This window comes from Escherichia sp. E10V10 (assembly GCF_004211985.1).
GTDB lineage: Bacteria > Pseudomonadota > Gammaproteobacteria > Enterobacterales > Enterobacteriaceae > Escherichia.
Genome location: NZ_RHJO01000004.1, coordinates 1 through 24,280, shown reverse-complemented (window position 1 = coordinate 24,280; position 24,280 = coordinate 1). Strand labels below are relative to the sequence as shown.

Annotated in this window: 27 protein-coding genes, 2 pseudogenes and 1 riboswitch; of the genes and pseudogenes, 14 read left to right on the top strand and 15 right to left on the bottom strand. The window is 48.9% G+C overall.

Annotated features, from left to right (window positions below; genetic code table 11):
* Window positions 1-92: 92 nt before the first annotated feature.
* The 7 genes from D9736_RS08870 to moaA all read right to left on the bottom strand — a co-directional run bounded on the left by D9736_RS08870 (window position 93) and on the right by moaA (window position 4,557).
* A complete protein-coding gene (locus D9736_RS08870) occupies window positions 93-806 on the bottom strand; it encodes a Bax inhibitor-1/YccA family protein (RefSeq protein WP_130222208.1) in 714 nt (237 codons plus the stop codon).
* Between the two features lie 207 nt (window positions 807-1,013).
* On the bottom strand, window positions 1,014-1,718 hold the full coding sequence (locus D9736_RS08865; protein ID WP_130205105.1) for a Bax inhibitor-1/YccA family protein: 705 nt from the start codon (window positions 1,716-1,718) through the stop codon (window positions 1,014-1,016).
* Between the two features lie 135 nt (window positions 1,719-1,853).
* Entirely contained in the window at window positions 1,854-2,306 is a 453-nt protein-coding gene (moaE, locus tag D9736_RS08860; RefSeq protein ID WP_000852287.1) for a molybdopterin synthase catalytic subunit MoaE, read from the bottom strand.
* A 1-nt stretch (window position 2,307) separates the two neighbouring features.
* Entirely contained in the window at window positions 2,308-2,553 is a 246-nt protein-coding gene (gene moaD / locus D9736_RS08855) for a molybdopterin synthase sulfur carrier subunit (protein ID WP_000598612.1), read from the bottom strand.
* Complete coding sequence (moaC, locus tag D9736_RS08850; RefSeq protein WP_000080885.1) at window positions 2,546-3,031, bottom strand: cyclic pyranopterin monophosphate synthase MoaC; 486 nt, start codon at window positions 3,029-3,031, stop codon at window positions 2,546-2,548. Before moaC ends, moaD begins: the two co-directional genes overlap by 8 nt.
* Before the next feature lie 2 nt (window positions 3,032-3,033).
* Entirely contained in the window at window positions 3,034-3,546 is a 513-nt protein-coding gene (moaB, locus tag D9736_RS08845; RefSeq protein WP_000084634.1) for a molybdenum cofactor biosynthesis protein B, read from the bottom strand.
* Between the two features lie 21 nt (window positions 3,547-3,567).
* Window positions 3,568-4,557 carry a GTP 3',8-cyclase MoaA gene (gene moaA / locus D9736_RS08840; protein ID WP_001295301.1) on the bottom strand — a complete coding sequence of 330 codons (990 nt, stop codon included), beginning with the start codon at window positions 4,555-4,557 and terminating at the stop codon, window positions 3,568-3,570.
* Window positions 4,545-4,689: riboswitch (molybdenum cofactor riboswitch) on the bottom strand. Its footprint overlaps the gene before it by 13 nt.
* Before the next feature lie 265 nt (window positions 4,690-4,954).
* Between moaA and yvcK the strand changes: the two genes are divergently transcribed.
* Window positions 4,955-5,863, top strand: coding sequence for a uridine diphosphate-N-acetylglucosamine-binding protein YvcK (yvcK, locus tag D9736_RS08835; protein WP_130214903.1), 909 nt, complete (start codon window positions 4,955-4,957; stop codon window positions 5,861-5,863).
* Window positions 5,864-6,054: 191 nt separating this feature from the next.
* Here the strand turns inward: yvcK and uvrB are convergent, their stop codons facing one another.
* The 5 genes from uvrB to bioB form a co-directional block, all read right to left on the bottom strand.
* Window positions 6,055-8,076, bottom strand: a complete 2,022-nt coding sequence (gene uvrB, locus D9736_RS08830) for an excinuclease ABC subunit UvrB (protein WP_130205097.1) — start codon at window positions 8,074-8,076, stop codon at window positions 6,055-6,057.
* A gap of 574 nt (window positions 8,077-8,650) precedes the next feature.
* The gene (gene bioD, locus D9736_RS08825) at window positions 8,651-9,331 is read right to left on the bottom strand and encodes a dethiobiotin synthase (RefSeq protein ID WP_130258150.1); all 681 of its coding nucleotides are present in this window, start codon (window positions 9,329-9,331) and stop codon (window positions 8,651-8,653) included.
* Window positions 9,324-10,079 (bottom strand): malonyl-ACP O-methyltransferase BioC, encoded by a 756-nt coding sequence (gene bioC, locus D9736_RS08820; protein WP_130258149.1) that lies wholly within the window; start codon window positions 10,077-10,079, stop codon window positions 9,324-9,326. Before bioC ends, bioD begins: the two co-directional genes overlap by 8 nt.
* Complete coding sequence (gene bioF / locus D9736_RS08815) at window positions 10,063-11,220, bottom strand: 8-amino-7-oxononanoate synthase (RefSeq protein ID WP_130258148.1); 1,158 nt, start codon at window positions 11,218-11,220, stop codon at window positions 10,063-10,065. The genes bioC and bioF overlap by 17 nt, the downstream gene beginning before the upstream one ends.
* Entirely contained in the window at window positions 11,217-12,257 is a 1,041-nt protein-coding gene (bioB, locus tag D9736_RS08810) for a biotin synthase BioB (protein WP_000951213.1), read from the bottom strand. The genes bioF and bioB overlap by 4 nt, the downstream gene beginning before the upstream one ends.
* A gap of 86 nt (window positions 12,258-12,343) precedes the next feature.
* On the opposite strand from bioB, the gene bioA reads away from it, so the two are divergent.
* Together bioA and D9736_RS08800 are read left to right on the top strand one after the other, a co-directional pair.
* Complete coding sequence (bioA, locus tag D9736_RS08805) at window positions 12,344-13,633, top strand: adenosylmethionine--8-amino-7-oxononanoate transaminase (RefSeq protein WP_130258147.1); 1,290 nt, start codon at window positions 12,344-12,346, stop codon at window positions 13,631-13,633.
* Between the two features lie 58 nt (window positions 13,634-13,691).
* The gene (locus tag D9736_RS08800; protein WP_000767391.1) at window positions 13,692-14,168 is read left to right on the top strand and encodes a kinase inhibitor; all 477 of its coding nucleotides are present in this window, start codon (window positions 13,692-13,694) and stop codon (window positions 14,166-14,168) included.
* A 220-nt stretch (window positions 14,169-14,388) separates the two neighbouring features.
* On the opposite strand, the gene D9736_RS23355 is transcribed toward D9736_RS08800, so the two are convergent.
* Window positions 14,389-14,601 (bottom strand): hypothetical protein, encoded by a 213-nt coding sequence (locus tag D9736_RS23355; RefSeq protein ID WP_162753496.1) that lies wholly within the window; start codon window positions 14,599-14,601, stop codon window positions 14,389-14,391.
* A gap of 136 nt (window positions 14,602-14,737) precedes the next feature.
* Window positions 14,738-15,190, bottom strand: coding sequence for a hypothetical protein (locus tag D9736_RS08795; protein ID WP_130258146.1), 453 nt, complete (start codon window positions 15,188-15,190; stop codon window positions 14,738-14,740).
* A gap of 1,229 nt (window positions 15,191-16,419) precedes the next feature.
* Here D9736_RS08795 and D9736_RS08785 point away from each other — a divergent pair.
* The 4 genes and pseudogenes from D9736_RS08785 to D9736_RS08770 form a co-directional block, all read left to right on the top strand.
* Window positions 16,420-17,358: a hypothetical protein gene (locus D9736_RS08785; protein ID WP_130258144.1), complete on the top strand. Its 939-nt coding sequence runs from the start codon at window positions 16,420-16,422 to the stop codon at window positions 17,356-17,358.
* Window positions 17,359-17,498: 140 nt separating this feature from the next.
* Window positions 17,499-18,614 (top strand): HNH endonuclease signature motif containing protein, encoded by a 1,116-nt coding sequence (locus tag D9736_RS08780; RefSeq protein WP_130258143.1) that lies wholly within the window; start codon window positions 17,499-17,501, stop codon window positions 18,612-18,614.
* Between the two features lie 126 nt (window positions 18,615-18,740).
* The gene (locus tag D9736_RS08775; protein WP_130258142.1) at window positions 18,741-18,893 is read left to right on the top strand and encodes a DNA polymerase III subunit theta; all 153 of its coding nucleotides are present in this window, start codon (window positions 18,741-18,743) and stop codon (window positions 18,891-18,893) included.
* Window positions 18,869-18,979: pseudogene (locus D9736_RS08770) on the top strand (IS6 family transposase); the annotation flags it as partial. The gene D9736_RS08775 and the pseudogene D9736_RS08770, both read left to right, overlap by 25 nt.
* A gap of 139 nt (window positions 18,980-19,118) precedes the next feature.
* Here D9736_RS08770 and D9736_RS08765 read toward each other — a convergent pair.
* On the bottom strand, window positions 19,119-19,820 hold the full coding sequence (locus D9736_RS08765) for a hypothetical protein (RefSeq protein ID WP_130216485.1): 702 nt from the start codon (window positions 19,818-19,820) through the stop codon (window positions 19,119-19,121).
* A gap of 489 nt (window positions 19,821-20,309) precedes the next feature.
* Here D9736_RS08765 and D9736_RS23465 point away from each other — a divergent pair.
* The 7 genes and pseudogenes from D9736_RS23465 to D9736_RS08730 form a co-directional block, all read left to right on the top strand.
* Window positions 20,310-20,577, top strand: a pseudogene (locus D9736_RS23465) (hypothetical protein).
* Between the two features lie 28 nt (window positions 20,578-20,605).
* Window positions 20,606-21,034 (top strand): DUF2513 domain-containing protein, encoded by a 429-nt coding sequence (locus D9736_RS08755; protein WP_130258141.1) that lies wholly within the window; start codon window positions 20,606-20,608, stop codon window positions 21,032-21,034.
* An 83-nt stretch (window positions 21,035-21,117) separates the two neighbouring features.
* The gene (locus D9736_RS08750) at window positions 21,118-21,285 is read left to right on the top strand and encodes a hypothetical protein (protein ID WP_000545733.1); all 168 of its coding nucleotides are present in this window, start codon (window positions 21,118-21,120) and stop codon (window positions 21,283-21,285) included.
* Window positions 21,286-21,324: 39 nt separating this feature from the next.
* Window positions 21,325-21,543, top strand: coding sequence for an excisionase (locus D9736_RS08745; protein ID WP_001337487.1), 219 nt, complete (start codon window positions 21,325-21,327; stop codon window positions 21,541-21,543).
* On the top strand, window positions 21,521-22,591 hold the full coding sequence (locus D9736_RS08740; protein WP_000533637.1) for a tyrosine-type recombinase/integrase: 1,071 nt from the start codon (window positions 21,521-21,523) through the stop codon (window positions 22,589-22,591). The genes D9736_RS08745 and D9736_RS08740 overlap by 23 nt, the downstream gene beginning before the upstream one ends.
* A gap of 134 nt (window positions 22,592-22,725) precedes the next feature.
* Window positions 22,726-24,009: a putative acyl-CoA thioester hydrolase gene (locus D9736_RS08735; protein WP_130214915.1), complete on the top strand. Its 1,284-nt coding sequence runs from the start codon at window positions 22,726-22,728 to the stop codon at window positions 24,007-24,009.
* Between the two features lie 181 nt (window positions 24,010-24,190).
* Window positions 24,191-24,280 (top strand): type I-F CRISPR-associated endoribonuclease Cas6/Csy4 (locus D9736_RS08730; RefSeq protein WP_130258140.1); only part of this gene is annotated, 90 nt, incomplete at its 3' end.

The window sequence follows — 24,280 nt, the reverse complement described above, 5'->3', positions numbered from 1 at the left end:
TCATTACATTTCTTCACGATTTTATTCATGAGGTTATATAAAAACGATTAACACGCATTTTTCCAAAAAAGAAACTTACCTATTTTTTACGACTAATGAAAAAACCGCGTATGCCTTTGCCAGACAAGCGTTATCGCTATTGCTGCAAGTATCCCAAAGAAGCCGATAAAATAGTAATAGAGTGTTAATGCGCCTATAAAAGCGCAACGAACCGGACTCCATAACTCTTCACTATGGCATTTTCCCGCCAGTTCAAGGAGCTTATTTCGTCCATGCGAGATAATGCCTGACCATAACACAATCATTAAGCAACTTATTACCCAAATGGGCCGTTCACTCATTAATGCCGCATTCACGATGATTACCAGGGCCAACCCTGTCAACGTCATCATAATGATGAAACGGTGAGAACCAGGATCAAATTTAAACAATAGACCTGCCAGCATACTGATTAAAAACATCGCTCCCGCAGTGCTGAACACGACAATAATGGCAGATACAGGCGCTAAACTCGCAACGACAATCGCCACCAAAGAGAGTAAAAACAGATATATTACGCCTGCGACGGTCGCATTTATCTTGTTGATATCTTTACTTAAGCCATACATACAAAGTAATAATAACCCTATGGCGACATACATTGGTGGTGAATCATATTTGGTTGCCGTAATTTCGAGATACTTAGCTCCCCAGGCCAGCCCTGCGGTTGCCACCAAACCTAAAGCGGTAATGAGCCATATACCGTTTAATATCCTGGCCTCGTGCTGAAAATCGAATTTATTGCTGTTTTGCGAGTATGATTCCATTCTTTTAGTTATCCTTATAGAAAAATATTAATATTCATCATGAATAAATTTAAAACCACGCATACAAAATACTTTTGTATTTATGGATACGGAAAACGCTTCCGCTCGGCCATAAGGCGTATTTTATACCTGGTACTTGTTAAGTGTCGTTTTTAGTAAGAAAAAAAATCCCGACACATGGCCGGGATATTGATGGTGAAAAAGGAATTAACGACGATTGCCAAAAATTCGCAGCAACATCAGGAACAGGTTGATGAAGTCCAGATACAAGGTTAACGCGCCAAGAATGGAGTATTTACGCAGGTTCGACGCGTCGCGGGTATCAATCTGCTCACCCATATTTTTCAATTTCTGAGTGTCATACGCTGTCAATCCGACAAAGACAATCACGCCGATGTAGGTGACCGCCCACATCAACGCTTCGCTTTTCAGCCAGAAGTTGACCAGCGAAGCCAGCACAATGCCGATCAACGCCATAAACAGCATATTGCCGAAGCCGCTTAAATCGCGTTTGGTGGTGTAACCGTACAGGCTCATTGCGCCGAACATCCCGGCAGTAACGACGAAAGTGCTGGCGATAGAGGCCGCGGTATAGACAATGAAAATACTGGAAAGCGTCAGGCCCGTCAGCGCTGAATAAAGCATAAAGAGCATGGTTGTCACACCTGCACTCAGCTTTTGAATCATCGCAGATAACACAATAACCAGAGCTAATTGTGCTATTACCAGACCAATTAAAAAGATTCGGTTGGTGAATAACAGCTCCATAACGGCGGCGGAATTAGCCGCGTACCAGGCAACAAACGCAGTAAGCAGCAAGCCTACTGTCATCCAGCCATAGACCTGTGCCATATAGGTTTGCAGGCCAGCTCGGGTTTGTACGATTGAATCAGAACGCGGGAATCTGTCCATGACTTTCTCCTGAAGATATAAGGAATATCTTAAGGATACTGCAAATGATGGGGCTGTGCATCGACGCAGCGTGAAAGCATGTACTGAGCGGTGAAATTGCCGGATGCAGCTGTGCGGTATCCGGCCTGCTAAAAACTACCAGCGTTTTGCCGCCTGCTGATCGCTCTCCCGGGCTTCGACCCAGCGGTCGCCTTCCGGCGTGGCTTCGCGCTTCCAGAACGGTGCGCGGGTTTTGAGATAGTCCATAATAAACTGCCCGGCTTCAAACGCACTGCTGCGATGCGCACTGGTAACACCGACAAAAACAATTTCATCACCCGGCCATAATTCACCAATGCGGTGAATTACCGTAACGCGCCCCAGCGGCCAGCGGTTACGCGCTTCATCAACGATTTCCGCCAGTGCTTTTTCTGTCATTCCCGGATAGTGTTCGAGGGTTAATGCTTTGACGCTGTCTCCCAGGTTATGGTTGCGCACCTTACCGGTAAACGTGACCACTGCACCGTCTTCGTCACGCTCCGCCAGCCACGGGTACTCTTCCCCTACACTGAACGGCTGCGGTCCGACAACAATTTTGGTTTCTGCCATTTTAACCTCCGGTTACCGGCGGGAAGAAAGCCACTTCGTCGCCGTCAGTCAGCGGATGGTCAAAACTCACCAGCGTCTGGTTGACGGCAGCCAGCAATTTGCCATCTTCCAGCGCCAGCGCCCAGCGATCGCTCTGCGCAGCCAGGTGCTGGCGTAACGCTTCAACGGTTGGGAAATCCGCAGCCACTTCGGTTGCATCTGTTCCTACCAACTCGCGCACCTGGGCGAAAAAAAGAACTTTAATCATCCGCTTCCACCTTAAAGTCACCTGATTTGCCGCCGCTCTTTGCCAGCAAACGAACCGGACCAATTACCATATCTTTTTGCACCGCTTTGCACATGTCATAAATGGTCAGCGCCGCCACGGAGGCCGCGGTTAACGCTTCCATTTCAACGCCGGTTTTCCCGGTCAGGCGGCATAAGGTTTCTATACGCACCCGATTGTGCTCCGGCTCGGCCTGTAAATTGACTTCGACTTTACTGAGCATCAGCGGATGACACAGCGGGATCAGATCCCAGGTGCGTTTTGCCGCCTGAATACCGGCAATACGCGCGGTGGCAAACACGTCGCCTTTGTGGTGGCGACCATCGATGATCATCGCCAGCGTCTCGCTACGCATGGTGACAAAGGCTTCAGCTCGCGCTTCACGTACGGTTTCCGCTTTGGCGGAGACATCCACCATGTGCGCTTCGCCAGCGGCGTTGATATGGGTCAGTTGCGACATACTTATTTCTTCAAATGTGGATGGAAATTGCATGGACGCGTACGGGCATCCAGCTGCGGCGCGATGATATTTTCCCACGCGGTGCGGCACGCTTTGGTCGAGCCCGGCATGGCGAAAATCAGTGTCTTGTTAGCGACGCCCGCTACCGCACGGGATTGCAACGTTGCGGTGCCAATCTCTTCGAACGACAGCATACGGAACACTTCACCAAAACCTTCGACTTCACGGTCGAACAGCGGCAGCAGTGCTTCGGGAGCCTGATCACCTTCCGTCAGGCCAGTACCACCCGTAATCAACACCACTTGTACATCGTCGCTGGCGATCCACGCAGATACCTGAGCGCGAATAGCGTAGCGGTTTTCTTTCACAATGGCTTTATCGACAACGTGATGGCCGGCTTCTTGCGCCGAATCGCGCAAATAGTGACCGGAGGTATCGTCTTCTTCACCGCGACGATTAGAAACCGTAAGAATAGCAATACGGGTCGGGATAAATTCAGTGCTTACCTGACTCATCTGATCTCTCCTTTTGACGTTTTAGCCGCCAATGTACGATAAGTTTTGCGTAATACCGGTGTTGTTTTGATGCAGGAAATGGGTCTGTTTTTTCTCCCGCAGCGCCGCTGAAATACGCGCTTCCAGCGCCTGTTGCTGGGTATCGTCTTCCAGCAGATCGCGCAGGTTAACGCCGCCCTCACCAAACAGGCAGAGATGGAGTTTACCAATGGAGGAGACACGCAGGCGGTTGCAAGTGGCGCAGAAGTCTTTTTCATACGGCATAATTAGGCCAATCTCTCCGGCGTAATCCGGATGACAAAAGACTTGCGCGGGACCGTCGCTACGTTGACGTAATTGGTGGATCCAGCCGCGACGCAGTAGCTCGTCACGCAGAACCTGACCAGAGATGTGATGCTTACGGAAGAGCTCGCTGCCCTCGCCCGTTTCCATCAGTTCGATGAAACGCAGCTGGATAGGACGATGCTGGATCCAGTTCAGAAAGGTGTCGAGTTGGTGATGGTTGACATCGCGCATCAGCACGGTATTGACTTTGACCTTCTCAAAGCCCGCCTCAAATGCAGCATCGATGCCAGCCATTACCTGATTGAATTTATCCTGGCCGGTAATGGCATGAAACTGACGAGCGTCGAGACTATCAACACTGACGTTAATGCCCGTCAGTCCCGCATCGCGCCAGTTCGCTACGTCGCGTTCCAGACGGTAACCATTAGTGGTGACCGCTATCTGACGGATGGCGTCGTTTTCTCGCACAGCGGCGATGATATCGGTAAAGTCGCGACGTAAAGACGGCTCTCCGCCTGTCAGACGGACTTTTTCGGTGCCCAGACTGGCAAAGGCGCGCGTAACCCGACGAATTTCATCGACGGTCAGAAAGCCTTTATTGGTGACGCCGCTCGGCTTGTAGCCATCCGGCAGGCAATATGTGCAACGAAAGTTACACACATCGGTAATCGACAGGCGCAAGTAATAAAACTTACGCGCAAATGCATCAGTCAGTTGTGAAGCCATGTACACCTTTCCAGATACGGGAGGCGAAGTCATTTCTTCCTTCGCCCTGGTGGCAACCTTTCAAAGCATTGTCACGGCCAAAGCACCATATCAGTTGACCCAGGTGCAGAGGCTAGAGTGTTTAGTGGTTATGCCGATACTAGCGCGTAAATGAGATTTTTACCATTCACCCTTTTGGCTATGTAATCATGTATATAGCGTCATGATCGGCCTATTTCGCTACAGAATAAGGGAAAATGGCGGTTTTACTTTGATATACATCATCAGGGATGCAGAGCGAATATTGTCCTTTGGGGGTAGAAAACCATGAGTTGTATCCTCAATATTGGCAGGCTAATTGCTGTTTCCCCGTAATTTGCGCTACTGTAGCGCGGATAATCTGACTTCAGGAATGTATATGCGCAATCGTACGCTGGCTGACCTTGATCGTGTCGTTGCTCTCGGCGGGGGGCATGGACTGGGACGCGTTCTCTCATCACTTTCGTCATTAGGCTCTCGCTTAACGGGTATCGTCACCACCACGGATAACGGTGGCTCGACGGGACGTATTCGTCGCTCGGAAGGCGGTATTGCCTGGGGCGATATGCGCAACTGCCTCAACCAGCTGATAACGGAACCGAGCGTCGCCTCCGCGATGTTTGAATACCGTTTTGGCGGCAATGGCGAGCTTTCCGGTCATAATCTCGGAAACTTGATGTTAAAGGCGCTGGATCACCTTAGCGTGCGGCCTCTGGAAGCCATCAATTTAATTCGTAATCTGTTGAAAGTGGACGCGCAATTAATTCCGATGTCAGAGCATCCCGTTGATCTGATGGCCATTGACGATCAGGGACATGAAGTTTACGGCGAGGTCAACATCGACCAGCTAACTACGCCGATTCAGGAACTACTGTTAACCCCCAACGTACCTGCCACCCGTGAAGCGGTGCTGGCAATCAATGAGGCTGACTTGATAATTATCGGGCCAGGCAGTTTTTATACCAGCCTGATGCCAATCCTGCTGCTTGAGGAAATGGCGCAGGCACTACGCCGCACGCCAGCCCCTATGGTTTATATTGGCAATTTGGGAAGAGAATTAAGCCTGCCTGCGGCGAATCTGAAGCTTGAAAACAAGCTGGCGATTATGGAGCAGTATGTCGGTAAAAAGGTGATTGATGCGGTGATTGTTGGGCCGAAGGTCGATGTTTCTACAGTTAACGACAGATTAGTCATTCAGGACGTACTGGAGGCCAGCGATATCCCTTATCGTCATGACCGCCAGTTGTTACATAACGCACTGGAAAAAGCATTACAGGCTTTAGGTTAACGTGAAGCCGAAAGAAAATTCCGGCTTCCAATTGAAGACAAAGTACACGTTGTTCATGCCGGAGGCGGCGTGAACGCCTTATCCGGCCTACAAACCGCGCAAATTCAATGTATTGCAGAGAAAATGTAGGCCTGATAAGCGTAGCGCATCAGGCAATTTTGCTTTTGCCATCTCTCTTCTTCGTTATCCTGTCACGAAGCCGCAATAAACAACTCACGCAGCTGATGCAACTGGTCACGAATTTGCGCCGCCTCTTCGAACTCCAGATTTTGCGCGTGTTGCATCATCAGGCCTTCCAGTTCATGGATTTTCTGCTGCAACGCTTTAGGCGACATATCCATCGGTACATTATCCGGCTCAACAATCGGGCGCGATTTTCCTCTGCCCTTCGCTTTGGTTTTGGCAATGTTCTGCCCCAGCGCCAGGATATCGACCACCTTCTTGTTCAAGCCTTGCGGCGTAATGCCGTGTTCCTCGTTGTACTTCTGCTGTTTCTCGCGGCGACGTTCGGTTTCGCCAATCGCTTTCGCCATTGATGGGGTGATCTTATCGCCGTAGAGAATCGCTTTACCGTTGACGTTACGCGCCGCGCGACCAATGGTCTGAATCAATGAACGTTCGGAACGCAGGAAGCCTTCTTTGTCTGCGTCGAGGATCGCCACCAGCGAAACTTCTGGCATATCCAGACCTTCGCGCAGTAAGTTGATCCCCACCAGCACATCAAACTCGCCCAAACGCAAGTCGCGGATGATTTCCATACGCTCGACGGTGTCGATATCCGAGTGAAGATAACGCACGCGTTCACCGTGTTCTTCCAGATATTCGGTGAGATCTTCCGCCATCCGCTTAGTCAACGTCGTGACCAGTACGCGTTCGTTAATTGCCGCCCGCAGGCGAATTTCTGAGAGAAGATCATCAACCTGGGTCGCTACCGGGCGCACTTCGATAATCGGGTCCAGCAGCCCTGTTGGACGCACGACCTGATCCACCACGTCGCCACCGGATTTCTCCAGCTCGTAATTACCGGGTGTTGCAGAAACATAGATGGTTTGCGGGGCTAACGCTTCGAACTCTTCGAATTTCAGCGGACGGTTATCCAGCGCCGATGGCAGGCGGAAACCGTACTCCACCAGCGTCTCTTTACGCGCCCGATCACCTCGATACATGCCGCCAATTTGCGGAATAGTCACGTGGGATTCATCGACCACCAACAGGCCATCGGCGGGGAGATAATCAAACAGCGTCGGCGGTGGCTCACCAGGTCCACGACCGGAAAGAAAGCGCGAATAGTTTTCAATGCCTGAGCAATAACCGAGCTCGTTCATCATCTCCAGATCAAACTGGGTACGCTGAGTCAGGCGTTGTTCTTCCAGCAGCTTGTTATTTGCCAGCAGCACTTTGCGCCGATCGGCCAGCTCTTCTTTGATCTCTTCCATCGCCTGCACAATACGTTCACGCGGGGTAACGTAGTGTGTTTTCGGGTAAATGGTAAAGCGGGGAATGGTTGAGATAATTTGCCCTGTTAACGGGTCGAAAAGCGACAACCGCTCTACCTCTTCGTCGAACAATTCAACACGTAGCGCAACGTCGTCGGACTCCGCCGGAAAAATATCAATCACTTCCCCGCGAACACGGAAAGTCCCGCGCTGGAACGCCTGGTCGTTGCGGGTGTATTGCAGTTCCGCCAGGCGACGCAGAATCGCGCGCTGATCGATAATCATGCCGACCGTCAGATGCAGCATCATCTTAAGATATAAGTCAGGGTCGCCCAGACCGTAGATGGCTGAAACAGAGGCGACTACCACCACATCGCGCCGCTCCAGCAAAGCTTTGGTCGCTGAAAGCCGCATCTGTTCAATATGTTCGTTTACCGAGGCATCTTTTTCAATGAAGGTGTCCGAGCTCGGCACATAGGCTTCCGGTTGATAGTAGTCGTAGTAAGAGACGAAGTATTCCACCGCATTTTCCGGGAAAAATTCTTTCATCTCGCCGTACAACTGGGCTGCCAGCGTTTTGTTGGGCGCCAGCACCATCGTCGGGCGCTGAAGGTCGGCAATGACGTTAGCAATGGTAAATGTTTTTCCGGAGCCCGTTACGCCGAGTAGAGTCTGGTGAGCCAGGCCATCTTCAAGCCCTTCTTCGAGGCGTCGAATTGCCTCAGGCTGATCGCCAGAAGGTTTAAAAGAGGAATTCAGTTTGAACGGTTTACTCATGAGTCGCTACCTGAAGGAGTGGGCGGGCAGGTATGTAATTTTACTCGTCGTGTTTAATAATGCCAACAAATTATACTGGATAAAAAAACAGTTTCACGCCACATTATTTCTGTTACACCGTCAACGAAGGTATCAATCATGAGCATAATTTGCTCAGTGACGAGATAAAACTCCAGGCTTGCGGGGTTATCCCCAAAGCAACGGCTTTTTTAACAATTGTCAAGATGGCTGATGACGGATTTATGGCAAGAGATGTCACTTTCATGACTGCCATTGCTTTTATATAATTAATTGAAAAATAACAAATATTTCCTTAAGCCTTCTTTCGCGTCAATTCGCGTGCAAGCCGCGTATTCTCTCGCTTGCATCACGTTTTCTAACTCTAATGCACATGGTTATCCACAGGAATAGTGGATAACTGCCTGCAGCCCGTATGCCCTGCCGCCTGGGCAATTCCCACACTAACCGCATATTGTGGGGGTAAATATTTTTTCTCAATTCTTTTGAAATTTAATTGGTTGAATTGCAGGCAGCAGACGACGCGATCTCGCTCGCAATTTAACCAAATATATTGCTACAACAATGCGGTGAGATTGAGGTACTTTCCGGTTAGCGCGTTTTCAGTGGGTTCATCAAGCCATGGGATCTCCCCAAGCAACGGTGCGGAAATCATCCGCTTGAGCGTGGCCATATATTCAGCGTGACGTTTGCCCGGTGGAGTGACATCGTTCGCTACCCACCCTGCAAGGGTAAGTCCGGCTTGCTGTACAGCCTGTGCGGTCAGCATCGCGTGATTAATACAACCGAGTTTCACGCCCACAACCAGTATCACTGGCAGTTGTTCTTGCGTTACCCAATCCGCGAAAGTGAAAGACTCAGAAAGCGGCGTAAACCAGCCTCCTGCACCTTCTACCAGTACCCAGTTTGCCTGCTGTGCCAGCGCGTGTAACCCGGCGCTCATAACCACGGGGTCGATGGGTCTGCCCTCTTCCGTACTGATGATATGCGGCGAGGTCGGTTCTGCGAAGGTGTAAGGGTTTACCGTGGCGTAATCCAGTTGCAGGCTACTGTTGCGTTGCAACGCCAGTGCGTCGCTATTACGTAAGCCTTCTACTGTCATTTCGCTGCCGGAGGCAACAGGTTTGTAACCTGCCGTCCGGTAGCCTGCAGCCTTTGCGGCTTGTAAAAGTGCGCAGCTGGCGACGGTTTTCCCTACTTCGGTATCCGTTCCGGTGACAAAATAACGTTTACTCACGAGCAATCACTCCCAAAAAAAGATGATACGTCAGAGGATATCGCCCCTGTTGTTGCGGCCAGGCCAGTTGCAATCGCTGCAACTGCGAACGCGTTAATATTCGCTGGTCGCGCCCTTCATGAAGATGCGTGGCACCGATGCCTTTCAGCGAACGCATGGCACTGAGCGCGTCATCAAACCACAGTGTGACGGGCTGAATATGGTGTTGATAATGCAAACCTTTCAGCGACTGTTCGATTTCATCTGGCGGTAAAAAGCGATTGGCATGAGGCCGTTCGTCTACCGCCTGCCACGCCTGATGCAGTTCGGGTAACGATCCCTGCGCCAGCGTGGTAAACGCGACCACGCCTCCGGGGCGCACCACCCGATACAGCTCGCGGAGTGCCGTGGATAAATTACCGCACCACTGCACCGCGAGATTGCTCCATGCAAGATCGAACGTCGCAGTCGCTAACGGCAGGGATTCGATATCGCCTGCCAGATAATGATCTGCGGCATCTTGTTGGCGTGCCTGCGCAAGCATAAGTGGCGAGAGATCTAAGGCCGTCACCTGTACATGACGTTCGCGCCAGTGGCGGCTCATCCAGCCAGGTCCACAGCCAGCGTCCAGTACGTGGGGGTATTTACGCTGTGGGAGCATTGCCAGTAAGGCATCGGCACTCTGGCGCTGTAGATTTGCGTGTTCCTCGTATTGCGCGGCTGCCCGACCAAATGCCGCCGCAATGGCTTGTTTATTGACCGTTGCCATGCAGCACCTCCAGCAGACGGTCGATATCCTGCATTTCATGCGCTGCGGTTAGCGTTAAGCGCAGTCGCGCAGTACCAGCGGGTACGGTTGGCGGGCGAATCGCCGTGACCCAGCAGCCTTGCTGGCGCAGTTTATCTGCCAGTTGTAACACTCGGCTGTTATCACCGACGATTAATGGCTGGATGGCGCTGCATGAATCCGCAAGCGTAAACGGCAAACCCTGCACTCCGGCACGAAAACGCGTAATGAGTGCCGCCAGTTTTTCGCGTCGCGCATCGCCCTCTTCACTGCGAATGACCGCCAGCGACGCACGTAATGCCTGCGCCTGAGCGGGCGGCATACTGGTGCTGTAGATAAGATGGCGGGCGAATTGCAGCAGATAATTCGCCACGCTATCAGAACAAAGCACCGCCGCGCCGCTGACGCCAAATCCTTTGCCAAAAGTGACTACCAGCAGTTCCGGCTTCACCTTTTGCTGCCAACAACTGCCCCGCCCCTGTTCACCGATAACACCCGTGCCGTGGGCATCATCAACCATCAACCAGCCATTGTGCTGTTGCGTGACTTGCTGGATTTCCGCCAACAGCGCGCTATCGCCGTCCATGCTGAACACGCCTTCTGTCACCACCAGTTGCTGCCCCGGACAGGGGGAAGCAAGCAGTCGCGCCAGATGAGCGACATCGTTATGAGTAAAACGGCGAAGCGGCGACGGGCTTAAACTGGCAGCCTCCAGCAAGGAGGCATGGCTAAGCCGGTCGGCAACAATACGGTCCTCTTTCGCCATCATCGCGGCAATGACTGCCTGATTCGCGGCAAAACCAGAGATAAACAGCAGCGCCCGCGAATAGCCAAGCCACTCGGCCAGTTCTTCTTCCAGCGCCCGATGCGCCACGCTATAACCGCTGACATGCCCGGAACCGCCGCTACCTACACCAAACTTTTCTGCGCCCTGCTGCCAGGCGCGGATAATTTTCGGATGATGGCTTAAACCGAGGTAATCATTGCTGGAAAAGTTCAGATACTGGCGCTCGTCCGCCACCAGCCAGCGTCCGGCTCCTTGCGCCACCGGATAACGGCGACGCAGGGCATCGGCAGCACGCCGCGCATCGAGCGCCGCGTTGATTTTCTCCTGCCAGCTCATAGTGCTGCCGCGTTGTAATATTCGTCGGTGTCCGGGGTCATCAGCGCCTGCTCCAGACGCTGCTGTTGTTCGTTATCGCCTGCCAGCACGGCAGTTTGCTGCGGATTCAGCCCCAGTTTGCGGAACAGTTGCAGGTCTTTATCTTCTTCCGGATTCGGCGTGGTCAGCAGTTTGCAACCGTAGAAAATCGAGTTTGCGCCTGCCATAAAGCACATCGCTTGAGTCTGTTCGTTCATCTGCTCGCGTCCGGCAGAAAGGCGTACGTAAGAGGTCGGCATCATGATCCGCGCTACGGCAATGGTGCGAATAAAATCAAAGGCATCGACATCATCGTTATCCGCCAGCGGCGTGCCTTTCACCTTCACCAGCATGTTGATTGGCACGCTTTCCGGCGGCGTCGGCAGGTTTGCCAGTTGCAGCAATAATCCGGCGCGATCTTTTACCGTTTCGCCTAAGCCAACAATGCCACCTGAACAGACTTTGATCCCGGCATCGCGCACTTTTTCCAGCGTATCGAGACGTTCCTGATAAGTGCGTGTGGTGATGATATTGCCGTAAAACTCCGGCGAGGTGTCGAGGTTGTGGTTGTAGTAATCCAGCCCGGCGTTCGCGAGGCGCTGCGCCTGAGATTCACTCAACGTGCCCAGCGTCATACACGCCTCCAGCCCCATCGCTTTTACCCCCTGCACCATTTGTTCCAGGTACGGCATATCGCGTTCGTGGGGATTCTTCCACGCAGCGCCCATGCAAAAACGCGTCGATCCCGCCGCTTTCGCTTTGCGCGCCGACTCCAGCACCTGTTCAACTTCCATCAACCGCTCGGCTTCCAGCCCGGTTTTGTAGCGCGAGCTTTGCGGGCAGTATTTGCAATCTTCCGGGCAAGCACCCGTTTTAATTGACAGCAAAGTGCTGACCTGCACCTGACGAGGATCGAAATGCTGACGATGCACCTGCTGCGCTTCAAACAGCAGATCCAGCAATGGTTTTTCAAATAATTCTGTGACTTGCGACAATGTCCAGCGTGGGCGGTGAGCCATGGGGCTTCTCCAAAACGTGTTTTTTGTTGTTAATTCGGTGTAGACTTGTAAACCTAAATCTTTTCAATTTGGTTTACAAGTCGATTATGACAACGGACGATCTTGCCTTTGACCAACGCCATATCTGGCACCCATACACATCCATGACCTCCCCGCTGCCGGTTTATCCAGTGGCGAGCGCCGAAGGTTGCGAGCTAATTTTGTCTGACGGCAGACGCCTGGTTGACGGTATGTCGTCCTGGTGGGCGGCGATCCACGGCTACAATCACCCGCAGCTTAATGCGGCGATGAAGACGCAAATTGATGCTATGTCGCATGTGATGTTTGGCGGTATCACCCATGCGCCAGCCATTGAGCTGTGCCGCAAACTGGTGGCGATGACGCCACAACCGCTGGAGTGCGTTTTTCTCGCGGACTCCGGTTCCGTAGCGGTGGAAGTCGCGATGAAAATGGCGTTGCAGTACTGGCATGCCAAAGGCGAAGCGCGCCAGCGTTTTCTGACCTTCCGCAATGGTTATCATGGCGATACCTTTGGCGCAATGTCGGTGTGCGATCCGGACAACTCAATGCACAGCCTGTGGAAAGGCTATCTGCCAGAAAACTTGTTTGCTCCCGCCCCGCAAAGCCGCATGGATGGTGAATGGGATGAGCGCGATATGGTGGGCTTTGCCCGCCTGATGGCGGCGCATCGTCATGAAATCGCGGCGGTGATCATTGAACCGATTGTCCAGGGCGCAGGCGGGATGCGCATGTACCATCCGGAATGGTTAAAACGAATCCGCAAAATGTGTGACCGTGAAGGTATCTTGCTGATTGCCGACGAGATAGCCACCGGATTTGGTCGTACCGGCAAACTGTTTGCCTGTGAACATGCAGAAATCGCGCCGGACATTTTGTGCCTCGGTAAAGCCTTAACCGGCGGCACAATGACCCTTTCCGCCACACTCACCACGCGCGAGGTTGCAGAAACCATCAGTAACGGCGAAGCCGGTTGCTTTATGCATGGGCCAACTTTTATGGGCAATCCGCTGGCCTGCGCGGCAGCAAACGCCAGCCTGGCGATTCTCGAATCTGGCGACTGGCAGCAGCAGGTGGCGGCTATTGCAGTACAGCTGCGCGAGCAACTTGCCCCCGCCCGTGATGCCGAAATGGTTGCCGATGTGCGCGTGCTGGGGGCCATTGGCGTGGTCGAAACCACTCGCCCGGTGAATATGGCGGCGCTGCAAAAATTCTTTGTCGAACAGGGCGTCTGGATCCGGCCTTTTGGCAAACTGATTTACCTGATGCCGCCCTATATTATTCGCCCGCAACAGTTGCAGCGCCTGACCGCAGCAGTTAACCGAGCGGTACAGGATGAAACATTTTTTTGCCAATAACGGGAAGTCAGCGCGAGGGTTTCTGGCTACACTTTCTGCAAACAAGAAAGGAGGATTCATGAAACTCATCAGTAATGATCTGCGCGATGGCGATAAGCTGCCGCATCGTCATGTCTTTAACGGCATGGGTTACGATGGCGATAATATTTCACCGCATCTGGCGTGGGATGATGTTCCTGCGGGAACGAAAAGTTTTGTTGTCACCTGCTATGACCCGGACGCGCCAACCGGCTCCGGCTGGTGGCACTGGGTAGTTGTTAATTTACCCGCTGATACCCGCGTATTACCGCAAGGGTTTGGCTCTGGTCTGGTAGCAATGCCAGACGGCGTTTTGCAGACGCGTACCGACTTTGGTAAAACCGGGTACGATGGCGCAGCGCCGCCGAAAGGCGAAACCCATCGCTACATTTTTACCGTTCACGCGCTGGATGTAGAACGTATTGATGTCGATGAAGGTGCCAGCGGCGCGATGGTCGGGTTTAACGTCCATTTCCACTCTCTCGCCAGCGCATCGATTACCGCGATGTTCAGTTAATCACTCTGCCAGATGGCGCAATGCCATCTGGTATCACTTAAAGGTATTAAAAACAACTTTTTGTCTTTTTACCTTCCCGTTTCGCTCAAGTTAGTATAAAAAAGCTGAACGATAAACAGTAAAAACCATTAATATCAGTGTGTTATGAAAGTTTTAGTCTAAATGATAGACTGCATAATACTGCAAAACACAACATATGCAGTCACTATGAATCAACTACTTAGATGATATTAGTGACCTGTAACAGAGCATTAGCGCAAGGTGATTTTTTGTCTTCTTGCGCTAATTTTTTGACATAAAAACATGTCGCACTCAAGAGAAGCACAACGCCTTGCAATCCAGTGCAAAGCTTTGTGTGCCCCACTACGACCTTCATAAGCAATAAGAAGATAGCAGTGACGACAAACGGCGAAGCAGTCTTCTTTTCTTTCACACTTTCCCCCACCCAGCATACATACCTTTCTGCCACTTCAAGCCGACTGCTTTAGCGATTTCTTTTAATGTACTGGTAACCTTTAATCATCCTGTCAGAGTTGCCGTTATGGGCTGGGTTGTAGCAGTGCCCCGGCTCAGAATTGTTTGTTCTCATAGGCATCTTTCACTCCGGCGTGTTTCTCCGCACAGGCCCGTAGGATGGTGAGAGCGTGCCGGATTAGCTGCTCACTGCGTTCTGGTTCAAACCAATTACCATTGAATTTTCCGCCGTGAAAGAGATTGTTTCTTACTCGACAGACCAGCAGTAAAATCAGTTCAGCCCGGTGCCGGGAACTCGGTAGTTTTTCCAACCACATGATCCCCTTTTCACCGTAAATCTGTTTTTTAGGGGGATGCTCTTCGAAGTAATGAATCGCTTCGTTAAGTTCAGGGGTAGACGGGTTTTCGATAACGTCACGCACCTGATCGGAATATCCATTCCAGTCAGCTTTTAAATGGCCACCATTGATTAAAACCCCACATGCCTTGAGGCAATATTCATATCGTGAAAACTCGATAAAAAACTCACAGGCCAGTTGTTGTAACATCAAAAATTCCCATATCCGGTAAGAAGTTAACTTTAAAACAACTATGTTAATCACCGCTGCTACACATTATAGAACTTATGATTTAACTTTTAGGAATGGTAATTTACTAGCCCAAAGCATGGAGTAATGAGGATTGTTCAGCTCCTATATAGCTTGTTGGAAGATCCGCTTCTGGCACAAAGCAGTCCCCATGACAGTGCCAAGCAGCCATGGGGACTTGTAGATTCAAATCCTCTCGTAAAAAACTACATTTCTCAGTCAAACAGTAGATATCTGCAGATACATGAAATTAGCATATTGTATGATAAGCGAACATATATCGAACATGTAAATTACAGAAATGTATATTCTATATTTCAACTAATTGCAAATTTACATTTAATAGCCAACAAATCCCTACAGTAAATTATAACAAATGTTACTAACATTTTTTCGACCTTAATAGATGACAATTTTTCTGCCTTAATGCAAATTAACCACTTAATATCTGGTACTACTCAGGTTATTAATATCATGACTTGACATATATAATTCCTCCTTTCTCGCACCAGAAAAATGTGAGCCATATCGAATTGGGCAATATTTTATTTGTTTTTATTATCCGCATATAAATTACTTCTTTACTTTTTTGAGGTTAATCCTAAAAATACGCACTTTAACAATTCTGCCCACGAAGGAGAAACGTAATGTTTACATACAAAAAAAACAATAACTATCACCATGTTATGCCTATCTTCCGGCATCTCTGGATGTCAATCATATGACCATGTATATTTCATAAATGACAAAGATTGCCCAAGAGCACACCAGATAACAGGCGGTTAGAGTTGACTGAAATATCAAGCATCGTAGTTCTCCGTAGATCTAACGGTGTTATTTGCCCCATATATGCCCCACCACTCAGCATCGAAGAGCACAAAGCCTTGCAATCCAGTGCAAAGCTTTGTGTGCCTCCCACTACGGCCTGCATAACCAGTAAGAAGATAGCAGTGATGTCAAACGACGCAGCAGCCTTCTTTTCTTTCACGACTTCCCCATCCCCAGCATGCATACCTTTCTGTCATAACTGAAGTGAATGTCTGTTATGAGCGATGAGTGGACATTGCTAACAGCATTTTGTTTGAATCAACTGGGAGAAGATCACATGGACGTAACATTGTACGTTGGTAGTGTTGAAATCAGATTACGAATCATCAAATTAATATTATTTAGAAACAAGGGAGTTCAGAGTGGATTTTAAAATTGAAAGATTAAATGCTTATCATCAATGGCCACAAAGCACGAAATTTAAAGGCGAAGAAAAATTTGACTCGTGTCTTGATAAAAATCATAACAAGATTCCTTTCGAAGTCGCTAGGCTAGCTAAGCCTTCGGATAATAACCAAAGCATCCATATTGGTCATTATTTAGACGGCCTTGAGGCACTTCCACACCGTCCAGATTACATGTTTGATCACTGTTTTAGGGTTATAGATAATTCCTCAAAGATACGCTATACAAAAAAAGGCTTGAAAGGAATAGTGCAAGGTCTGGGCAAAGAGTTAGTTAAATCGGATCCAGCTCATTGGAAGATCATCACAGACAGTCTTTGCCACAATTTACCCTCCCCGACATTGATGTATATTGTTAAGCGTATGTGCGAATCGTATGTGCCTCAAAACGATTCAAGCAAGCAGTTTCGTGGGAGAGTGGTTGACTGCACAGGAAAAGATTTTTACGACGAATTTATTAAAAAATTTAGCATTGATGATTCCCAAAATATCACGCCAACCCCATCTGGAAAACTCCTTCAGTCGGCGTCCAGTTTTATGCGACTTTATCTATCGGGCGCAGTTGGCACGAAGAAAAGACCAAATATCGCTCAAGCTATTGATCTTACAAACCCCAACAATATTCCGTCTGATGCCAGGAGGATAGAGTTCTTATTGTCGATATGGTTATTCACCATGCGAAATGATCGAGCCCATGGTTCAGCATTAAGCCCATTTAAAACGAGTAAGTCTTCATTGGAGCGATATGAGAGTTACTATTTCGCTATGCTCGCGTCTTACATATTTTCTCTCGGTGCATTGAGTCTATCGGCCCCTCAAATGATTAATGTATTGGATATAGAATTATGCAGTTTATCAAACACGGCCTCACAGAAACATTTTTTCATGCGAAGTTGAACAAACCGCAATATAATTTATTGTTTCACTAGAACTACTTTTGGAATATCCCCCCTACGGCCACGACTGGCAAGATGATGTGGCGAGGTTGAGCACAAGGGGATGAGCTTGAAATCAACATTGGTTAGGGGGGATTGATTATGCGCATCGTCAAAATGATGGAGAATATGGAAGTCCAACATGGCGGTATGGGGTCGCAAAAACTTCGTGACCTGATTAGTTTTCATCTGAATATGGGAAAAAACGAAGAAGAAACCATGCTCTTGGTTGCGGATAAAGCCGAAGAAGTCCGCACTATGCAAGGCAATTCTAGGCAACAAAAAATTGATCAGGCAATGACTTATATGTGGCAGCGCTATCGTGACCGCTGGCCCACTGTCGTTGCACATAAAGCGAATAGCCAATCTGGCATGACTAACTTTTACTATTCCGAACCCGATGGCATTAAATCTCCCCCCCTTTGGGGCTTTTTTGTCGTTGACGGAAAATTCCTTTTATCTCATCTTTACATGGGTGAGGTTGGGAAAGTCGCCTTCAGCCGTGAGGAAATGCTAGCCAAGTTTGCACCGAAACCTTCTGAAAAATCAGCACTGCAGATCACAGATTATGTTCATAAAAATCCAGACCCTAGGCATCAGATCGATCCTGTATTGGCTCGCCGCTTGTATTCCGGTACAGATTTCCACCCTTTTGCCAGTGTTAGGGATGCATTCGAAACACTGGGAATTGGCGTTGATGCTGAAGCACGAAAATTCCGCCGCGTACTAAAGCAAGAAGACCGCGCTTTTTGGCCGCAAGCCAACCCCGAATGGGAATTTCTGCTCAAATATCCACGTAATACTGAGCGTGAACTGGTTCAGGAACGCGCCCACGAAGACGGTGTAATTACTCATACTCGTACTCGTAATAATCAAGACGAGTTCAGACAAGATGTGGCGTATAACTGTTATGGGATCTGTGTATTGACTGGGGCGAGCGACTTCCGTTGCGAAGCCGCACATCTGGTTCCCCATGCGCGCAAAGGAGGGGCCAGCTATCTCAATGGTATTTTCCTGCGTCGTGATCTTCATAAATTGTTCGATGACAATCTTTGCGCTATCGACCCAACCACAATGGAAATGTTCTTTTGTGATGCTGTGCTTGAAAGCGACCCTGACCTTCGTCTCCTCCACCGACGTAAAGTTGTAACACGTAATCCCTTGAAGGCCGAAAATCTTTATAATCGTTGGGAAATCTATGGGACAGGAGGTGCTTAATGGAGTCCGCTTGGAAACGGAGAACATTCCACATTAAGACTTTTTTGAAGCGTAAGAAATTGCCAGACGCCTAAGTGAAAGGCTGTAGTGGCACAGTAAATTTGGCCATCTCAACAAAGATGGACGATGTCCACTACAGTTGACCAGGCTGCCAGCGGCGTTGCCTACAAAGAGCGGATGAATATACCGGTAATTGCAGAACAGGTAGCCCGTGAGCAACCGGAGAACCTGCACACCTATTTCATGGAACGGCTACGATACTGGCCGGCGTTGAATTAATCCACATGATGTGCAAGGTGCAATATCAGCATCCTCAGGGTGATGGATTGTCACCCGCGGAACAATTTTATCTGCTAGCTGTATGAAAAAACAGCAATACAACTTTTGCTGACTTTCCACCGTTAACGCGACACAACCTTTGTTCCTGGGCTTCACGTTGCAGAGCCGGTAATCTCCGTCTCTTTAAATTAAAAAGACGGAGACTATTAAAAACTCATTAAAACATCAGGAAACAACAGATTCCCCGTAAAACGCTACAGCCTGTGCAGACTGGGAGTCCATATCATCATGGAGATCTCTGGAGTATGGGAGGGAGTTGACTGTCGATATAAATATACTGTCATTTTCTAAAGTGAAAATTTCTGATTCGAGACTACCAATATCACCACGTACAGGATTAGTCCACCCACTAAACAGTAAAAATCCCCATTCCTGAAAAAGCCCGGAATTCACTTCACGTTTTACATCATGAAACATTTCTCCCGTCAGTTCATCGAATGGGACATTATTGATATCGCGTCGTGCCGGGACAGTCCCTTTTTTATCCTCAATCCAAAACAATGCATTGTAAAATCTGTCCGACGTTGCGGTACGAGGTTTAAAGAAGCGATAAGGTTTAATTAAATAAGATGACACATTTTTCCCTGTGGCTTTATCCTTCGCAAAAATAACAAATGTTTTACCAATGCAACTTTCATCAATATCATTTGAAAATGACACCACGCCGTCCTGATTTACAGTCAGCGAATTGTCTCCCGCATTGGTGACAACACTCCAGTCCAACGTATTATTATTGACAACATCATTGTCAACCACCATCTGAAATGTCGCCCCTGGAAATAATGTTTTCGGGAATGAACCATTAGCCATGTCTTTTTTTATATCGAAAACATGGTGGCTCACTAGAACACCGGTAATTTTTGGCATAAAAAACTCCTTATTTGTTTAATTGAAATGCGATCAATAAATTCGATCACCAGAGAGATATTATTACTTTTACAAGAATAAATGTTGTTATTTGTTTATTATAAAACAATCATCACCCAGAAAAGAAAAAGATGCAGCTCGTTAACAAAAACCTTTGTGGCATATTAAGGTTGTGTCGCGTTAACGGTGGAAAGTCAGCAAAAGTTGTATTGCTGGCTTTTCATACAGCCAGCAGATAAATTGTTCCGCGGGTGACAGCCATTACCGCGAAGGCATATTGCAAGGGGCGTTGCTTGTGGTCGATTCCTCACTCACTCCAGTTGATGGTTCGCTGCTTGTATGTGCTATAGAGGGGTAATATCGCGTAAAAAGATACCGGAAGTATCCGCGTCGCCATGATTGTCTTTCTCCTGATGCAGGAAAAGCAGAATGACTAAATCAGCAGCAGAGCGCAAAGCCGATCAGAGAGCCAAGTAAGCATCATCCGGTATGCGTAAGCTGGAGCTTGTACTTGATGCTCAGGAAATTGAAATGCTGGAGCGTAACTGAGCCACGCGCCGCTTCAGGCGTGCGCCTTACGAGTTTGGTGAGTACATCGCGTTACTGATCCGCCAGGATGATGCACGTGTGCGCTGGCGTATAAAGAAAACGTTGCGGTAAGTGCGGCGAGAGAGTTCCTGTTAATTCATGCCCGTGTAATGGTGACTCACAATGCTGGGTGACCAAAGGCTGGCACGAAACAAAATTAATGATATAAATCTCTGTGACATGTCACGGAGGCGGCAATGAAATTAGACCAGCAATATCTAAAAGATCTACTTATCGCATTCGAAAAAACTCATGGCCCTGACACGATGCTTAGTGGACTAGAGGATAATGGCTTTAATAGATATGACCAAAATTTTATTTTCCATATGCGATTATTATGTGACTACGAATTAATAGTCAGGGTTGATGGAAAACCTGGGTTCGGTCATATAATGTCCAACGAGTTAGGGGAAGGTGTTGGATATAGTTGGATCGAAGTACCACTGAGGTTGACAGCAAGAGGGCATGACTTTATTGCTGACTTACGTCAAAAGGAGGTCTGGCAAGCTATAAAAACAAACTTTAAGGATGAGGGAATTAGTACACTTATGAGTGTTTCAAAATCACTAGCAAAAGGCTTTGCAAGGAAAAAGATAAAAGATATTACAGGAATAGATATTGAATAATTCTTAGCATCAAGCAACTACTGCCTTTGGTGGAAATTATATCTGAACTCGCTACGGCGAGTTTTGTTTTATGGAGATGATAAATGCACTTCCGAGTCACAGGTGAATGGAATGGAGAACCATTCAACAGAGTTATCGAAGCAGAGAACATCAATGACTGCTATGACCACTGGATGATATGGGCGCAGATAGCACATGCAGACGTAACCAATATTCGAATTGAAGAACTGAAAGAACACCAAGCCGCCTGATGGCGGTTTTTTCTTGCGTGTAATTGCGGAGACTTTGCGATGTACTTGACACTTCAGGAGTGGAACGCACGCCAGCGACGCCCAAGAAGCCTTGAAACAGTTCGTCGATGGGTACGCGAGTGCAGGATATTCCCACCACCGGTTAAGGACGGAAGAGAGTATTTGTTCCACGAATCAGCGGTAAAGGTTGACTTAAATCGACCAGTAACAGGTAGCCTTTTGAAGAGGATCAAAAATGGGAAGAAGGCGAAGTCATGAGCGCCGGGATTTACCCCCTAATCTTTATATAAGAAACAATGGATATTACTGCTACAGGGACCCAAGGACGGGTAAAGAGTTTGGATTAGGCCGAGACAGGAGGATAGCAATCACTGAAGCAATACAGGCCAACATTGAGTTATTTTCAGGACACAAACACAAGCCTCTGACAGCGAGAATCAACAGTGATAATTCTGTTACGTTACATTCATGGCTTGATCGCTACGAAAAAATCCTCGCCAGCAGAGGAATCAAGCAGAAGACACTCATAAATTATATGAGCAAAATTAAAGCAATAAGGAGGGGGCTGCCTGATGCTCCACTTGAAGACATCACCACAAAAGAAATTGCGGCAATGCTCAATGGATACATCGACGAGGGCAAGGCGGCGTCAGCCAAGTTAATCAGATCAACACTGAGCGATGCATTCCGAGAGGCAATAGCTGAAGGCCATATAACAATAAACCCGGTCGCTGCCACTCGCGCTGCAAAATCAGAGGTAAGGAGATCAAGACTTACGGCTGACGAATACCTGAAAATTTATCAAGCAGCAGAATCATCACCATGTTGGCTCAGACTTGCAATGGAACTGGCTGTTGTTACCGGGCAGCGAGTTGGTGATTTATGCGAAATGAAGTGGTCTGATATCGTAGATGGATATCTTTATGTCGAGCAAAGCAAAACAGGTGTAAAAATTGCCATCCCTACAACATTGCATGTTGATGCTCTCGGGATATCAATGAAGGAAACACTTGATAAATGCAAAGAGATTCTTGGCGGAGAAACCATAATTGCATCTACTCGTCGTGAACCGCTTTCATCCGGCACAGTATCAAGGTATTTTATGCGCGCACGAAAAGCATCAGGTCTTTCCTTCGAAGGGGATCCGCCAACCTTTCACGAGTTGCGCAGTTTGTCTGCAAGACTCTATGAGAAGCAGATAAGCGATAAATTTGCTCAACATCTTCTCGGGCATAAGTCGGACACCATGGCATCACAGTATCGTGATGACAGAGGCAGGGAGTGGGACAAAATTGAAATCAAATAATGATTTTATTTTGACTGATAGTGACCTGTTCGTTGCAACAAATTGATAAGCAATGCTTTTTTATAAGGCCAACTTAGTATAAAAAAGCAGGCTTCAACGGATTCATTTTTCTATTTCATAGCCCGGAGCAACCTGTGAACACATTTTCAGTTTCCCGTCTGGCGCTGGCATTGGCTTTTGGCGTGACGCTGACCGCCTGTAGCTCAACACCGCCCGATCAACGTCCTTCAGATCAAACCGCGCCTGGTACCTCTTCTCGCCCGATTCTGTCGGCAAAAGAAGCGCAGAATTTCGATGCTCAACACTATTTTGCGTCCCTGACACCAGGTGCGGCAGCGTGGAATCCTTCCCCCATTACCCTGCCTGCGCAACCTGACTTTGTTGTCGGCCCGGCGGGTACTCAAGGTGTAACGCATACCACGATTCAGGCAGCGGTGGATGCGGCAATTATCAAGCGTACCAACAAGCGCCAGTATATTGCCGTGATGCCTGGTGAGTATGAAGGCACGGTCTATGTCCCTGCCGCTCCGGGTGGAATTACTCTGTACGGTACAGGCGAAAAACCGATTGATGTGAAGATTGGGCTTTCCCTTGATGGTGGCATGAGCCCAGCCGACTGGCGTCACGACGTCAACCCACGCGGCAAATATATGCCAGGTAAACCAGCATGGTATATGTACGATAGCTGCCAGAGCAAACGCAGCGACAGCATTGGCGTGCTCTGTTCTGCGGTCTTCTGGTCACAAAACAATGGCCTGCAACTGCAAAACCTGACCATCGAAAACACGCTGGGCGATAGCGTAGATGCGGGTAACCATCCGGCGGTGGCACTGCGTACTGATGGCGACAAAGTGCAGATCAATAACGTCAACATTCTTGGTCGTCAGAACACCTTTTTTGTCACCAACAGCGGTGTGCAAAACCGTCTGGAAACCAATCGTCAGCCGCGTACGCTGGTGACCAACAGCTACATTGAAGGGGATGTGGATATCGTTTCTGGTCGCGGCGCGGTGGTGTTCGATAACACCGAATTCCGCGTGGTGAACTCCCGTACCCAGCAAGAAGCGTATGTGTTTGCACCGGCTACGCTGTCTAACATCTATTACGGTTTCCTCGCCGTAAACAGCCGTTTCAATGCTTCCGGTGATGGCGTGGCGCAACTGGGCCGCTCGCTGGATGTTGATGCTAATACCAACGGTCAGGTGGTGATCCGTGATAGCGCCATCAACGAAGGTTTTAACACGGCGAAACCGTGGGCCGATGCGGTGATTTCCAATCGTCCATTTGCGGGTAATACCGGCAGCGTTGACGATAGCGACGAAGTACAGCGCAATCTGAATGACACTAACTACAACCGCATGTGGGAATACAATAACCGCGGCGTGGGTAGCAAAGTGGTTGCAGAAGCTAAGAAGTAAGAGCTATTAACTATTTGCCGGATGCGGCGTAAACGCCTTATCCGGCCTACAGTTCGATGCGATTCGTAGGTCGGATAAGATGCGCAAGCATCGCATCCGACAATAAGTGCCGAATACTGCGTAAACGCCTTATCCGGCCTACGGTTCGATGCGATTTGTAGGTCGGAATAAGGAGCTGCCAATGGATCACTACCTTGAGATCCGCGTTCTGCCAGATCCTGAATTTTCGAGCGAAATGTTGATGGCGGCGTTATTTGCCAAATTGCATCGG

Coding starts and splice junctions, on each gene's coding strand:
- bioB (WP_000951213.1), bottom strand. CDS start 12,257: ATGGCTCACCGCCCACGCTGGACATTGTCGCAAGTCACAGAATTATTT.
- moaA (WP_001295301.1), bottom strand. CDS start 4,557: ATGGCTTCACAACTGACTGATGCATTTGCGCGTAAGTTTTATTACTTG.
- D9736_RS08755 (WP_130258141.1), top strand. CDS start 20,606: ATGAAATTAGACCAGCAATATCTAAAAGATCTACTTATCGCATTCGAA.
- D9736_RS08865 (WP_130205105.1), bottom strand. CDS start 1,718: ATGGACAGATTCCCGCGTTCTGATTCAATCGTACAAACCCGAGCTGGC.
- D9736_RS08740 (WP_000533637.1), top strand. CDS start 21,521: ATGGGAAGAAGGCGAAGTCATGAGCGCCGGGATTTACCCCCTAATCTT.
- bioF (WP_130258148.1), bottom strand. CDS start 11,220: ATGAGCTGGCAGGAGAAAATCAACGCGGCGCTCGATGCGCGGCGTGCT.
- D9736_RS08775 (WP_130258142.1), top strand. CDS start 18,741: ATGTCCACTACAGTTGACCAGGCTGCCAGCGGCGTTGCCTACAAAGAG.
- moaE (WP_000852287.1), bottom strand. CDS start 2,306: ATGGCAGAAACCAAAATTGTTGTCGGACCGCAGCCGTTCAGTGTAGGG.
- moaB (WP_000084634.1), bottom strand. CDS start 3,546: ATGAGTCAGGTAAGCACTGAATTTATCCCGACCCGTATTGCTATTCTT.
- D9736_RS08765 (WP_130216485.1), bottom strand. CDS start 19,820: ATGCCAAAAATTACCGGTGTTCTAGTGAGCCACCATGTTTTCGATATA.
- moaD (WP_000598612.1), bottom strand. CDS start 2,553: ATGATTAAAGTTCTTTTTTTCGCCCAGGTGCGCGAGTTGGTAGGAACA.
- D9736_RS08800 (WP_000767391.1), top strand. CDS start 13,692: ATGAAACTCATCAGTAATGATCTGCGCGATGGCGATAAGCTGCCGCAT.
- moaC (WP_000080885.1), bottom strand. CDS start 3,031: ATGTCGCAACTGACCCATATCAACGCCGCTGGCGAAGCGCACATGGTG.
- D9736_RS08745 (WP_001337487.1), top strand. CDS start 21,325: ATGTACTTGACACTTCAGGAGTGGAACGCACGCCAGCGACGCCCAAGA.
- D9736_RS08780 (WP_130258143.1), top strand. CDS start 17,499: ATGCGCATCGTCAAAATGATGGAGAATATGGAAGTCCAACATGGCGGT.
- D9736_RS08795 (WP_130258146.1), bottom strand. CDS start 15,190: ATGTTACAACAACTGGCCTGTGAGTTTTTTATCGAGTTTTCACGATAT.
- yvcK (WP_130214903.1), top strand. CDS start 4,955: ATGCGCAATCGTACGCTGGCTGACCTTGATCGTGTCGTTGCTCTCGGC.
- bioA (WP_130258147.1), top strand. CDS start 12,344: ATGACAACGGACGATCTTGCCTTTGACCAACGCCATATCTGGCACCCA.
- D9736_RS08750 (WP_000545733.1), top strand. CDS start 21,118: ATGCACTTCCGAGTCACAGGTGAATGGAATGGAGAACCATTCAACAGA.
- bioC (WP_130258149.1), bottom strand. CDS start 10,079: ATGGCAACGGTCAATAAACAAGCCATTGCGGCGGCATTTGGTCGGGCA.
- D9736_RS08870 (WP_130222208.1), bottom strand. CDS start 806: ATGGAATCATACTCGCAAAACAGCAATAAATTCGATTTTCAGCACGAG.
- uvrB (WP_130205097.1), bottom strand. CDS start 8,076: ATGAGTAAACCGTTCAAACTGAATTCCTCTTTTAAACCTTCTGGCGAT.